We start from the raw sequence: 11,210 nt of genomic DNA on the forward strand, positions 1-11,210 counted from the left end.
CAGCCAAGCTGAATGGTCATGATCCCTTTGCGTATCTGAAAGATGTGATGCAGCGATTACCGATGCATCGCGCCAGTGCTATCGGCGAGCTGCTGCCCCATAACTGGGTTCCTGCTGACAAGGTGTGATGCCCGGACGCTTACCAATAGACGTTGAAAGGGGACGCAATTCAGGGGAGGTGCTTGCAGTACTTTTGATGCGAGGCTTTTGAACTGTAGTGTTTTTGCTATCTGCAATAGAATAAAAATCTGCTACTTTGTTCTTTTTATCTAGGTAGTGGCCCATAAGCATGATTGCAAATGGTACAAAACACTAAATTCAATTTTCACAAAGGAGTCTTTCCCGAAATCTTGTGCAACTTGAAGGGAAGGTAAAATGCAGATAATTGCTAGGGAGCCGAGTAGGGAAACAAGAGATGGAGAAGTACTGGCCGCCTTGAGGGAGGCCCTGTCTTTAATGAATTCCTGTTGCGGTGCCTGCACTAAATTATTGGAATGCCGTAAAGTTGGTATTTACAGAACGTGCCCGCAATTCGAGGCTCAAATTAGGAGCCTTTCGGCAGTAGAAGCTTGAGAGCGTAACTAGGGTCAACAAGGGTTGTTCCGCCAGTTGATTCGGTGTAAGCGTATACGGCAGCTGCAGCTTTTGCCAGTAGCTCCATTTGTTCCTCATTGCTAAGGCTCAGAGATAGAAGTTGCATCTCCTTTTGGGTACGCAATAGAGAATCCCTAAGCAGATCTACGTTTACCCCACCAGATATATTTGCTGCTTCTGAATGTTCGTCTCCATGATAGATATCCAACCAACCATGGTGATACTTCCCTGCATCCTCAATTCGGCGGGCCATGACGTCACCGATATTTCGACGAGGGTTCTTACCGATAATTTGCGATATTCCTGGATTAGGCATATCGAGCGCGCGAGCTAACGCCGCTTGCCCTCCCATTTCCTTGGCGATACGGCGAGCGTTCTCCCTTCTGATTGTCTTAATGTCTAAACGACCTTTGGCGGTGTACACGTTTTGATCTCGAATTTGCCTGTTTAATGACCCCGGCTGTGTTGCCGATAGCGGCAACTTTGGCACAGATTGATTCCTCTTGCATTTGGTCCATACTTGCAACCTTAGTCTAAAAGACATACTCTGTATGTCATGAGTGCACAGCAAGACAAACAGCGATGTAGGGCAGAGACACGCTTAGCGACCCACGTGCGGGATGTTTGGTATCGCAGGCGTGAGCAATTAGCTCGTCTATGCGCTGAGGCTGGATATCCATGTACAGCCGCATATCTGCACCAGGTGGCAAGTGGTCGTCGCAAGGCTAGTCCGGCACTTGCGAAGGCAATAGTTGCAGTCAGTGGCGGTATTTTGACCGAGCAGGACGGCGCTGATTACTGCTATTTGCAATAAACCCCAACTGGCATTTGGAGTGTTGCCAGAGTTATTAGACAGGCCGGCATAGCTCGGGGGGCGCGAAGGCCTATCCCCTCTATAGGTGTTGGTCACCTCAGGCGGACGGCGGGAAAGACCGCTGACAGCCGGGAAAGACCGGCACCAAGCAATCCACCCACAGGATGGAGCTGAGTACAGCGCTCGGGGGGGAGATCCGGCACGACACGACCGCGAAGTGTGTGGAGATACAGTGCCAAGGGCTATAGCCCCGAGCCGGTGGAAGGCCGGCACCTATTACAAAATGACAGGCACAGGGACCGGGATGAAAACGAACTTCCGAAAATCGAATCTACGCACATCACAACCGGTATTTGACCGGCTAAAGGCGGTGGCGAAGCGCTACGGTATCGGCCATGAGCAGTTGGCGAGGATCATCATTGAGACGTCACTCCCCATTTACGAAGCTGAGACTCTCGAAGAGGTTAAAAAAGCCCAGGCAGCCCAAGCCATATTGGGCAAGTACAAAAAGCTGTAAATGGAGGTCCCGATTCGCCGGCGGTACAACATCAATCAAGAGCAGGTTATGCCATGAAAGAAATCATTCCTCAGTTGTTGGCGGAGTTGCCCGAGCATGACCGTCAGCGGTTGGCATTTTGTGGCCGGCGGTTGGATGGCTCGAAGGGCAAAACACAGGCGCAGCTGGCCACACAGCAGGCCGAGATCATTCTGGATGAGGTTACCGAAGAATTGTGCGAGTTAGAGGGGCTAACAGAGACTCTTAAAAACGCTGTCAAGCTTCCAGAAAGTGCAGGGTGAAAACGAATCCATCACTGGTTTGGAGTGACAGAGCAGTTTGTGAGGAAGCAGTAGAAGGGCAGGGACGTCCCGAGCCGGTGAAAGGCCGGCACCTTTTAAAGGTAGCGACAGCGCAATAGAGGCAAGGCAATGAGTGATTTTATAGGGCGCTTACACAAAGAGATCGTCGGACTCACCAACAAAAGGCTTCGTCTCAATGGGTTTTTGGAGTCCAAAGATTACAGCGACTTGGAGAGCGAGGAAAAAGAGCTGCTTCAGGAGCAACGCAAGGTGATGAGCAGGTATCACCGGATATTGATTCAGCGATTGGAAAGGCATGAATCCCACTAACTGCTGCATTTAGATGACTAAGGAAATTATATGCAAATTCGAAAGATCAATGGTGAATTTGTGTTGAAGCCGTTCACAAATTTATCAGAGTCGTTCCTGGAGCGGCTGGTTGAAACTGGCGCGACTATAGAAATCACTGAATATGGTCCCCCAGCCACTGACTCACCTTGCTCGGACCAAAGTGGGCGAGGGGATTCTATGGAAAATACTAGCGATAAAGAGTATTCATCGAAGGTTGTAAATTCTGAATCAATTGCGTTTCCAGTAAATCACGTTCCGACTGACGAGGAACTGAGAGTGTGTGAATGTGAGTCGCCCCAATACGGTGAGCCTCATCCCAGCGTTCATGAGACGGAAGACGAGATGAAAAATCATCGGTCTGACCAACGTATATTGCCCGCCAAGCGCCGTCTGCTTTCTGGCGACTGAATATGTATAACCCAGCAATAGATTTCCAGCTTGCACCTGGGTTGGAGATGTGAAACTCGATTGTTTCGCCGTTCCCTAACGGCCAGTTGCACTTAGCCATTAAGGGTACCCCTCTGTTGTTTTCGTATGAGGGATGAACAGGTTGCAAGTCATAGTTTTTTCTCCGGTGGATGCTGTTGGTGTGGGAACCGTCAGCATACCGAAGGAAGGCGACACCTGCACAGTGGTGTGACAGTCAGGAGAGACTGACACGTTGATTTAACGGACATTATCAGTGGATTCATCGGCCTCAGAAGAGGGCGGAGGCGTCAATGAGCGATAAACGCGCGTTTGAAGGCGTTTGGATTCCAGCGGAACTGTGGCTGTCTAAAGACTTGAGCCTGCAGGAAAAGGTTATGCTGGTGGAAATCAATAGCCTGTCCGTAGACCCTGTCAGAGGCTGTTACAAGTCCAACAAGGCGTTCGCCGAATTCTTCAATCTGTCCCCATCCCGGGTGTCTGAAATCATCTCCAGCCTGGAGAAAAAAGGCTATTTGACGATCACCCAAAAACGCGATGGAAAGCGTATTTGTGAACGCAATATTTTTGTGAGTGGGGGGTATTCGGAATCCCGAAGGGGGTATTCGGAAAACACGGAGAACCCTATTCGGAATCCCGAAGGGGGGTATTCGGAAAACACGGAAGAGAGTAGTACAGGTAAGAGCAATACAGTAAGAGTAATACAAGGGGACGCGCGCGAGCGCGCTCCTGTCCAGCCCAAAAAGTCCAGGGGGCTCGATTTCGCCGGTCTCCCCATCACTGAACACTCGGCGCGTTGTTTCGCCGATTACCGCGAGAAACTACGCAAGCCACTGACCCAGCGAGCGCTGGAGCTGGCCGCCCGTGAAATCCGACAGGCGGGGGACAGTACCGGCATGACCGACGAAGCCCTGGTAGCCGAAGTGGAGCTGGCCGGCTGGCAGGGCGTGAAGGCTGACTGGCTGATCAACCGACTCACCAAACGCGGAGGGCCGCGCAATGGATCATCGCAACCACCCAACCCGTTCACCGACGACACCGACTGGCTCGACGGCGCAACTGGTGAACGAGTTATTCAAACAACTGGCGGGAATCAAGCCGGGCTGGCGGGCGGCCTTCCCGGACCAGTCAGCCATTGCGGTAGTCAAGAACCAGTGGCTGATGGCGCTGATGGAGGCGGGTATTTCTGACTGGAGCACGATCGAAGGGGGGTTGGCTGAGCTTCGGCAAAGCCAGGGGCCATTTCTGCCATCCACCGGGGATTTTATCGCCCTGTGCCGTAAAGCCTCCCTGAAGCACTGGAAAATACCCAGCGAGTCGGAAGCCTTTTCCCTGTTGCAGCGATTTTTTGGCCCGAGGCACGTAAAGCGGGATTTCACCCAGTTGAACCCAGCGGTCTATGCGGCTTACTGCCACATGGACTGGAGCGTAGTGTCACAGATGCCGACCAAAGAGCAAAAGGCCGCTTTTCGGGAGGCTTGGAAGCGGGTTATGCAGGACCTGGCCGATGGCAAGCGCCTTCCTGAACCCCCGGCGCAGGACCGAGTGCTGGAAGAGAAGCCAACTCGGCCATGTGACAGAGGTGTCGCACTGTCGGCCCTGGGAGAGCTGAAGTCCCTCCTTGCCGGCGAGCAAACCACAGCGGAGCGTGCCTGAATGCCGCAGCAGTTCCAGGTCAATAGCCAGGCCAGCCTGCAAGGGTTTTTTAACCACTGCGAACGCCTGTTTGCGGAACACAAGGTAGTGCGTTTCTTTTGGCGTCTGGGCAAGGACCGCAGCCTGGACCAGAACCGCATGTGCTTCGAGCTGTACCAGCGCATTGGCCGATCCCTCTACGGTGACGATAGCGCTCATGCACGGGCAGAGTGCAAGCTGACCGTTGGCGTACCAATTCTGCGGGAGGAAGACGAAAAGTTCCGGGAGAGCTACGACAAGATCATCAAGCCGGTAGCGTATCAGGACAAGCTCTACCTGATGGAATGGTTTCCAGTCACACGCCTGATGACCGTCAAGCAGTGCCAACGCTATATCGACACGGTATTTGATCGGTACACCCTCAAGGGCGTGGACTTTGGAGCATTGCTGGATGCGCAGCACTAAGTTACGCCAGGCAGCGAAGGGTGAGGACTGCACCTTGCGGCTCTACCCGCACTGCAACGGAGACCCGGAGACGGTAGTGCTGTGCCATCTGCCCAGCCACGCCGGTATGGCCCGAAAGTCCCCCGACTGGTGGGGTGTCTATGGCTGCAGCTGCTGTCACGATGTGATAGACGGGCGTTGTAAGACCGAGATACCAAAGATTGAGGTAGAGCGCAGCAAGTTGCGGGCGCTGTTTGAAACTCAAACAAGGATGCGCGATAAGGGGCTGATTCGATGAATGCCACGGATGCAATCGAAATCCGCGACCTGTTATGGGAGTGGTCCCGTGCTAATCCCGAGAGACCGGGAGATTCGGTCAGTTGGCCTCGTGCAACCTCCTACGGCCTAAAGGTGCCCAGTGGTCGTCCGCAGCACTCCGAGCCTATCGACTACGTGCGCGCCGAACAGACAGATAAAGCGGTCCTGGTTTACCTGAATACAGTCAGGAGGCGCAAGAACAGTGACCGTGCCAACTTGGAGGAGCAGGTGTTTTGGCTCCGTTATTACCATCATTGGGATGTGAGGAGTGTCGCGAGGAGGGTCAAAAAGTCGAAGCCCTGGGTTGAGAAAATGTGTCAAATTGTTGAAGCGACAGTAGAGGCGCTTTTTTTGGCGGATAATTCATTATAACTGTATTTTAAATCAGCCTGTACGTATTGACAGCATACGTCCATATGGATTAAAGTCAGGCAGGCTGCGGAAATTTCACGCAGCGATCATCCTGATAGGCCGCCATAAGTCGGCTTTTACTGTAAAACAAATACTCCCCTAATTCACGACCTCGCCGGTTGATCCTGGCGGGGTTTTTTTATTTCCGGTGATCTCATGTTCAAGAACGACTACTTCACCGAGGAGGAGTTGGCTTGCCGTTGTTGTGGCAAAAACCACTTCTCGGATGACACCTTGCGCCGATTGATCAGGGTGAGGGAGCGGTTTGCCAAACCAATGGTGATCAACTCGGGTTATCGCTGTCCCGCGCATTGCGCCAAGATCGGCTCCACCATGACGCATACCACGGGGCAGGCGGTGGATGTATCTGTTGCTGGTGGGCGGGCCTATGAGCTGCTGAGTATCGCGCAGGAGGAGGGCTTTACCGGTATCGGTGTGAAGCAGAAGGGGGCTCATGGCGGACGATTCCTCCATCTGGATGATCTTGAGCCCGTACCGGGCGAGCGCGCTAGGCCTACTGTGTGGAGCTATTAATAAAAGTGGTACTGATGTACTGGTGTCGCTTGACGAGGTTAATTTTTGCCTCCACAATAGAGGGTGAAAAAATTAACCTGGGTTTCATTTATGTCTGTCTCACGAATCTATCGGGAGCCCCATGAAGTACCGGGAAAGCTTTCCCTCTATGATGTATCTGTGTCTGAACTTCAGCAGGTCGCTTTGGCGGCGATTTCGGCCCGCAATGAGGCCACTTCGCTTCATCCCTTGAACGCCCCCGGAATGTACTCTTATATGGCCGGGGTCGCCGCATTGAGAGCACTTTTCATCCAAAAACCAGGCTGGAAGATAGCTCGGCCGAACGGCGTTGAGGCGATTAGGAACGAACGGCTGGAAATGCTGATCCTGTTTCAGAACGTGGATTGTGCCTGTGGGGAGCACGATCCGAACCCTGTAAGTAGTAAAGGGAAAGGTGTAGCCGCTCTGGTGGATAGCCGCGACGGCTACCTTTGGGACTATATGGCGGAAGAAGCCCGGCGAGACGAGAATCTGCACACATGGTTCTTTTGTGTATCCTGCAACGGAGACGAAGTGAGAGCAGAGCTTTCGCGTCCGAGATCGGTTGAAAATGGAAATTTCGGTACCTTTATGGAACGCATCTTTATCCTTCAGGATGAGGACTGGAGCCGGGCAGTGGATGAAAGTGATGCCGATAACCTGGGTGAAGAGTTCGATATAAGGGTTACAAAAAAGGGGTAGTCATGTTCAATCCTTCAAGGTTGACTATTGCCAGAAAGCGCAGGCGGCTTACTGGCAGGGAGTTAGCTGGCTTTGCGGGTATAACGCCTAAACACTTGTCGGGGATCGAAAAGGGCAAGGTCGAGAATGTCGGGGATGCGACGATTACAGCGCTCGCCAAAGCTTTGAGTTATCCGGTCGCCTTTTTTGCGGGCAACGATATCGACATGCCCACAAAGGATACGGCGGCCTTCCGCAGTCTGTCCGCCATGTCGGCCAAGGAGCGCGAGGCGGCTCTGTCCGCCGGATCGCTGGCACACTTGCTGGCGGACTGGGCGTCTGAGCGTTTCAATCTGCCGGAATTGGACTTGATTGATATTGATGCGCGGCATGGCATGAGTCCCGAGGCGTCGGCGAAAGCTTTACGTTCCTATTGGGGGCTTGGAGAACGTCCGGTGTCCAATGTGGTAAAGCTGCTGGAGTCCAAAGGGATCAGGATTTTTTCATTGGCTGAAGATACCAAAAACGTCGACGCCTTCTCCTGCTGGCGAAACGGTGTCCCCTACATTTTCCTGAACACGTTCAAGACCGCGGAACGCAGCCGTTTTGATGCCATGCACGAGCTGGGTCACCTGGTTCTGCACCGCCATGGCAAGCCTCAGGGGCGCCAGGCGGAAAGTGAGGCGGACAGTTTCGCTTCCTATTTCCTGATGCCGTCCATGGATCTAGTTGCGAACATCCCGTTTGTCACTTCCCTGAAGCAACTGGTTCAGGCCAAGAAGCGCTGGGGGGTTTCCGTTGCTGCTTTGGCTTATCGGCTGCACAAGGCCGGTAAACTGAGCGACTGGCAGTACCGAAACTTCTGCATGCGTATCAACAAGCAGTTTGGCCAGTCTGAACCCGATGGGTTGCCCAGGGAGCGTTCCATCGTTTGGGAAAAAATATTCCGGGAACTCTGGAAGGAACGAACTACTAGAGAACAGGTGGCCAAAGAGTTGTGCCTCCCCCTTGAGGAGGTGGATGGGCTGGTATTCAATCTGTCGGAGGCCAACCCATCAACTGGCACTAGGTCGGTGGGTGCTCCACAACTCAGATTGGCCTAATCAGGCCCATTCCCGGTCCGGCACAAAGAGTATCTGTAAGGCCCTGTCTGAACGGTGGGGCTTGCCGCGCACGGGGTCAGACAGATCATTGTTATATAGGATTGATACCCTATCCCCAAGTTGAAGGAGCCTATTCATAGAAGTTGGACAATCTCAGGTCCAACTTATCACTATTTTTGGCTGACACCTTTTTGGCGCCTTTAGGCTTTAGCTGTGTAAATTAACTACTTTGCGTTTGTTGTCTTTATCAGACACCCAATCATTTAAACCGGCCACTGAGCCGGTTTTTTTATGCCCGGAGATAACTATGAGCTGGAAAGCAATCGTTAAAAGCGTGGCCCCGACCCTGGGCGCTGCCTTGGGTGGTCCTGTAGCTGGTACTGCGGTGAAGTTCCTCTCGGATCATTTCCTGCAGGATGGTGAGGGTAGTGAGCAGGACATAGCGGAACTGGTACAGAACGCGAGCCCTGAGAAGCTGCTGGAGCTGCGGAATCTCGACAACGATTTTAAGGTGAAGATGCGCGAGCTGGATATCGATGTGTACCAGCTTGAGGTGGAGGACCGCAAGAGTGCAAGGGAACTAGGCATTAAAGGTGGCCTGTGGGTTCAGGCGGCGCTGTCGTTTGTGTTTATCAGCGGCTATTTCTTCCTGACCTACCTGCTGTTCTCCGGTAGTGTCGAGGTAACCCCGGCATTCGAACAGACCGGAACTCTGATGCTCGGCGTGATCACCGGCGCAATACCAATGATCCTGCAGTTCTGGTACGGCTCCAGCCAAGGAAGTAAGGAAAAGACAAAGGCGATGGTGAAACCATGACCGTTCACGACCTGATGCGAGAGGTGGCGGAGAAGGCTGGCCACGCCACGACGGTAACCGCCGGTGCTATTGGCAGCCTCTACAGCCTGTTTGTCCAAAACCCCATTGGCTTTATCTGTGCTTCGGTAGCGGTCGCCTCCTTTGTGATGAATTGGTACTACAGCCACCAGCGCCACAAGATGGCGAAAGCGCAGCAAGAGCGGGGAGAGTAATGGCCCTCAAGGATAAGCAGAAGCTATTCGTCATCGAGTATTTGAAGGATTTGAACGCTACTCAGGCCGCGATACGAGCAGGGTACAGTAAACGCACAGCGCATTCTCAGGGCCCGCGCCTGTTGGAGAATGTTGGAGTCAAAGCTGCTATTGAAAAGGCCCGAGAATCCCGCTCAGAGCGCACTCAGGTAGACGCGGACTATGTACTGAAGCGCCTGGCCGAGATTGACCAGATGGATGTGCTGGACATTCTCGCAGATGACGGTTCACTGAAGCCGATCCGGGAATGGCCGAAGGTTTGGCGCCAATTCCTTTCCGGCATGGAACTAACGGAACTCTGGGAAGGCAGTGGTTATCAGCGCCAGATTGTTGGTGTGCTCAAGAAGATCAAGTGGCCGGACAAGGTGAAGAACCTGGAACTGCTGGGCAAGCATGTGAATGTTCAGGCATTTCGTGAGCAGAAGGAGGTCAAAGTAACTCTGCAGTCGCTGATTGATGATCTGATAGAGTAGTGGATGGCGTCTAGCCCAGGTATTTACTTAGGGTCGACAATCAGCATAATAGTGGTCATGAAGACCTCAATGTAGTGCAATTGGACGAGTTAAGTGAAATGCTTACAGAGGATTTTAAAAAATATAAGAGGGGTAAACCTCCCCGTTGTGGGTGGTGGAATAAGCTGGCAACCATCTCAAATTGAAGAATTAGAAGTTGACATAAATTTCCCAACTAAAAGTGGCTTGAAAAATAAACTGGAAGATGAAGGTTACGATGTTCGTTGGAGTTCATCTAAAAAACTTCAAACGAGAATTCATAATGAAGGTTGGGAAAAGGTTGTCTGGAAGAATGCTAAAGGTGATAAATTTCATTTAAAGTCAACCGATGGGTTGTTAATTAGACTTAAAAGATAATCCTTAGCAGGTTTTGGCGAGGTCATTATAAGGCTTGCTACGTCCTGTGTCATATGCTAAAAAATTAACCTAAAAAGGCATAAAAAAGTAATGGAATTATCCGTTGGATTAAATTTAATTGGGCTGCTGTTAATTACTTTCGGAAGTATTTCAGCCGCAAAAGCTACACCAGCGCCTAAATACAATCCAGATGGATCTGTCTCTTTGGTCGGGGAACCAGATAAGAAAAAGAGGATTGCTATGTATAAAAGACAAAAGAGATTTCCTAAGTTCTTATCTTTAATTGGCATTGGAGCTCTTATTCAAGCCTTCGCTCTACTACTTGAGAAATTTTATTAATAAATATAAGCAGTATATCAACTGACTTGCTTAGGCTGGTATATTAGTATTAGGAATACTGAATCGTAGCCATACAGCTTATATAACCTAAGGCCCGCCCAGCGCGGGCTTTTTTGTGCCCGTTAATCCTGTTTTTGTGAAGGCGACTGAATAATCCCTGTTGACGAGATGACTGATTCATGGACCTGCAAGCGGAGATCTCCTTGGATGAAGTGGAGAAGGTTCGGGATCTGATCAAACGCTGTGTGCACGACTTTCCTTTTTTTGCGCTGAAGCAGCTGAAGATTGCCACCAAACGCGGTGCTTTGGAGCCGTTAAAACTCAACCGGGCGCAGAAGTACGTCCATGAGCGGCTGGAAGAACAACTGTTCGAGCTGGGCATGGTGCGGGCACTGATTCTCAAGGGGCGCCAGCAGGGTATCAGTACTTATGTGGAGGGGCGCTACTACTGGAAGACCCGGTTCCGCAAGGCGGTTAAGGCGTTTATTTTGACGCATCTGCAGCAGGCCACCGACAACCTGTTCGATATGGTGTTCCGGTACCACGACAATCTGCACCCGCTATTGAAGCCGGCCACCAGCAGCGCCAGTTCTAAGGAGTTGCAGTTTGTGCAGAACGACAGCGGCTACAAGGTGGCGACAGCCGGTAGCAAAGGCGCCGGTCGTTCTAGGGCCTGTTAACACTAATTAGCCGGTCAGCGATCAATGAAAAGTTGATGAAGAACTTAAAAACGACATCCAACTTATCAAATCGACTAAATATTCTTCGGAAACCTTTCAAGCGGCGAAACAGACGCTCTACTTCATT

General features: G+C 51.7%; 19 protein-coding genes. 18 read left to right on the top strand and 1 reads right to left on the bottom strand.

Annotated elements, in window-relative coordinates; translation table 11 throughout:
- A partial coding sequence (locus AB1S50_RS17575; protein WP_367152251.1) for a transposase domain-containing protein occupies positions 1–128 on the top strand: 128 nt, incomplete at its 5' end.
- 416 nt (positions 129–544) lie between these two features.
- On the opposite strand, the gene AB1S50_RS17580 is transcribed toward AB1S50_RS17575, so the two are convergent.
- Positions 545–1,084, bottom strand: a complete 540-nt coding sequence (locus AB1S50_RS17580; RefSeq protein WP_367152419.1) for a hypothetical protein — start codon at positions 1,082–1,084, stop codon at positions 545–547.
- A gap of 628 nt (positions 1,085–1,712) precedes the next feature.
- On the opposite strand from AB1S50_RS17580, the gene AB1S50_RS17585 reads away from it, so the two are divergent.
- The 17 genes from AB1S50_RS17585 to AB1S50_RS17665 all read left to right on the top strand — a co-directional run bounded on the left by AB1S50_RS17585 (position 1,713) and on the right by AB1S50_RS17665 (position 11,083).
- Complete coding sequence (locus tag AB1S50_RS17585; protein WP_367152086.1) at positions 1,713–1,925, top strand: hypothetical protein; 213 nt, start codon at positions 1,713–1,715, stop codon at positions 1,923–1,925.
- Positions 1,926–1,978: 53 nt separating this feature from the next.
- A complete protein-coding gene (locus tag AB1S50_RS17590; protein ID WP_367152420.1) occupies positions 1,979–2,206 on the top strand; it encodes a hypothetical protein in 228 nt (75 codons plus the stop codon).
- Positions 2,207–2,335: 129 nt separating this feature from the next.
- Positions 2,336–2,536 carry a crAss001_48 related protein gene (locus AB1S50_RS17595; RefSeq protein WP_367152421.1) on the top strand — a complete coding sequence of 67 codons (201 nt, stop codon included), beginning with the start codon at positions 2,336–2,338 and terminating at the stop codon, positions 2,534–2,536.
- Positions 2,537–2,566: 30 nt separating this feature from the next.
- Positions 2,567–2,965 (top strand): hypothetical protein, encoded by a 399-nt coding sequence (locus AB1S50_RS17600; RefSeq protein WP_367152422.1) that lies wholly within the window; start codon positions 2,567–2,569, stop codon positions 2,963–2,965.
- Between the two features lie 311 nt (positions 2,966–3,276).
- Positions 3,277–4,173 (top strand): helix-turn-helix domain-containing protein, encoded by an 897-nt coding sequence (locus AB1S50_RS17605; RefSeq protein WP_367152423.1) that lies wholly within the window; start codon positions 3,277–3,279, stop codon positions 4,171–4,173.
- Complete coding sequence (locus tag AB1S50_RS17610; protein WP_367152437.1) at positions 4,076–4,639, top strand: replication protein P; 564 nt, start codon at positions 4,076–4,078, stop codon at positions 4,637–4,639. Before AB1S50_RS17605 ends, AB1S50_RS17610 begins: the two co-directional genes overlap by 98 nt.
- Positions 4,640–5,083 (top strand): hypothetical protein, encoded by a 444-nt coding sequence (locus tag AB1S50_RS17615; RefSeq protein ID WP_367152425.1) that lies wholly within the window; start codon positions 4,640–4,642, stop codon positions 5,081–5,083.
- Positions 5,070–5,360 (top strand): nuclease domain-containing protein, encoded by a 291-nt coding sequence (locus AB1S50_RS17620; protein ID WP_367152426.1) that lies wholly within the window; start codon positions 5,070–5,072, stop codon positions 5,358–5,360. Before AB1S50_RS17615 ends, AB1S50_RS17620 begins: the two co-directional genes overlap by 14 nt.
- Before the next feature lie 587 nt (positions 5,361–5,947).
- Complete coding sequence (locus AB1S50_RS17625; protein WP_367152427.1) at positions 5,948–6,325, top strand: D-Ala-D-Ala carboxypeptidase family metallohydrolase; 378 nt, start codon at positions 5,948–5,950, stop codon at positions 6,323–6,325.
- A 63-nt stretch (positions 6,326–6,388) separates the two neighbouring features.
- A complete protein-coding gene (locus AB1S50_RS17630) occupies positions 6,389–7,045 on the top strand; it encodes a hypothetical protein (protein WP_367152428.1) in 657 nt (218 codons plus the stop codon).
- A gap of 2 nt (positions 7,046–7,047) precedes the next feature.
- Entirely contained in the window at positions 7,048–8,127 is a 1,080-nt protein-coding gene (locus AB1S50_RS17635; RefSeq protein WP_367152429.1) for a helix-turn-helix domain-containing protein, read from the top strand.
- 307 nt (positions 8,128–8,434) lie between these two features.
- Positions 8,435–8,944: a hypothetical protein gene (locus AB1S50_RS17640; protein WP_367152430.1), complete on the top strand. Its 510-nt coding sequence runs from the start codon at positions 8,435–8,437 to the stop codon at positions 8,942–8,944.
- Entirely contained in the window at positions 8,941–9,156 is a 216-nt protein-coding gene (locus AB1S50_RS17645; protein ID WP_367152431.1) for a phage holin family protein, read from the top strand. The genes AB1S50_RS17640 and AB1S50_RS17645 overlap by 4 nt, the downstream gene beginning before the upstream one ends.
- A complete protein-coding gene (locus tag AB1S50_RS17650; protein WP_367152432.1) occupies positions 9,156–9,668 on the top strand; it encodes a terminase small subunit in 513 nt (170 codons plus the stop codon). Before AB1S50_RS17645 ends, AB1S50_RS17650 begins: the two co-directional genes overlap by 1 nt.
- A gap of 93 nt (positions 9,669–9,761) precedes the next feature.
- Positions 9,762–10,064, top strand: a complete 303-nt coding sequence (locus tag AB1S50_RS17655; protein WP_367152434.1) for a hypothetical protein — start codon at positions 9,762–9,764, stop codon at positions 10,062–10,064.
- A 90-nt stretch (positions 10,065–10,154) separates the two neighbouring features.
- Positions 10,155–10,403: a hypothetical protein gene (locus AB1S50_RS17660; protein WP_367152435.1), complete on the top strand. Its 249-nt coding sequence runs from the start codon at positions 10,155–10,157 to the stop codon at positions 10,401–10,403.
- A 179-nt stretch (positions 10,404–10,582) separates the two neighbouring features.
- Positions 10,583–11,083 carry a hypothetical protein gene (locus AB1S50_RS17665; protein WP_367152436.1) on the top strand — a complete coding sequence of 167 codons (501 nt, stop codon included), beginning with the start codon at positions 10,583–10,585 and terminating at the stop codon, positions 11,081–11,083.
- The last annotated feature ends 127 nt before the right edge of the window (positions 11,084–11,210 follow it).

Origin of the sequence: Microbulbifer discodermiae (assembly GCF_040742695.1) — a bacterium.
In the GTDB taxonomy this organism is placed as follows: Bacteria; Pseudomonadota; Gammaproteobacteria; order Pseudomonadales; family Cellvibrionaceae; genus Microbulbifer.

Bases quoted from the DNA above. Each gene is read 5' to 3' on its own strand.
- AB1S50_RS17645 (WP_367152431.1), top strand. From the start codon at position 8,941: ATGACCGTTCACGACCTGATGCGAGAGGTGGCGGAGAAGGCTGGCCAC.
- AB1S50_RS17615 (WP_367152425.1), top strand. From the start codon at position 4,640: ATGCCGCAGCAGTTCCAGGTCAATAGCCAGGCCAGCCTGCAAGGGTTT.
- AB1S50_RS17635 (WP_367152429.1), top strand. From the start codon at position 7,048: ATGTTCAATCCTTCAAGGTTGACTATTGCCAGAAAGCGCAGGCGGCTT.
- AB1S50_RS17650 (WP_367152432.1), top strand. From the start codon at position 9,156: ATGGCCCTCAAGGATAAGCAGAAGCTATTCGTCATCGAGTATTTGAAG.
- AB1S50_RS17605 (WP_367152423.1), top strand. From the start codon at position 3,277: ATGAGCGATAAACGCGCGTTTGAAGGCGTTTGGATTCCAGCGGAACTG.
- AB1S50_RS17625 (WP_367152427.1), top strand. From the start codon at position 5,948: ATGTTCAAGAACGACTACTTCACCGAGGAGGAGTTGGCTTGCCGTTGT.
- AB1S50_RS17590 (WP_367152420.1), top strand. From the start codon at position 1,979: ATGAAAGAAATCATTCCTCAGTTGTTGGCGGAGTTGCCCGAGCATGAC.
- AB1S50_RS17620 (WP_367152426.1), top strand. From the start codon at position 5,070: ATGCGCAGCACTAAGTTACGCCAGGCAGCGAAGGGTGAGGACTGCACC.
- AB1S50_RS17665 (WP_367152436.1), top strand. From the start codon at position 10,583: ATGGACCTGCAAGCGGAGATCTCCTTGGATGAAGTGGAGAAGGTTCGG.
- AB1S50_RS17585 (WP_367152086.1), top strand. From the start codon at position 1,713: ATGAAAACGAACTTCCGAAAATCGAATCTACGCACATCACAACCGGTA.
- AB1S50_RS17640 (WP_367152430.1), top strand. From the start codon at position 8,435: ATGAGCTGGAAAGCAATCGTTAAAAGCGTGGCCCCGACCCTGGGCGCT.
- AB1S50_RS17660 (WP_367152435.1), top strand. From the start codon at position 10,155: ATGGAATTATCCGTTGGATTAAATTTAATTGGGCTGCTGTTAATTACT.
- AB1S50_RS17595 (WP_367152421.1), top strand. From the start codon at position 2,336: ATGAGTGATTTTATAGGGCGCTTACACAAAGAGATCGTCGGACTCACC.
- AB1S50_RS17600 (WP_367152422.1), top strand. From the start codon at position 2,567: ATGCAAATTCGAAAGATCAATGGTGAATTTGTGTTGAAGCCGTTCACA.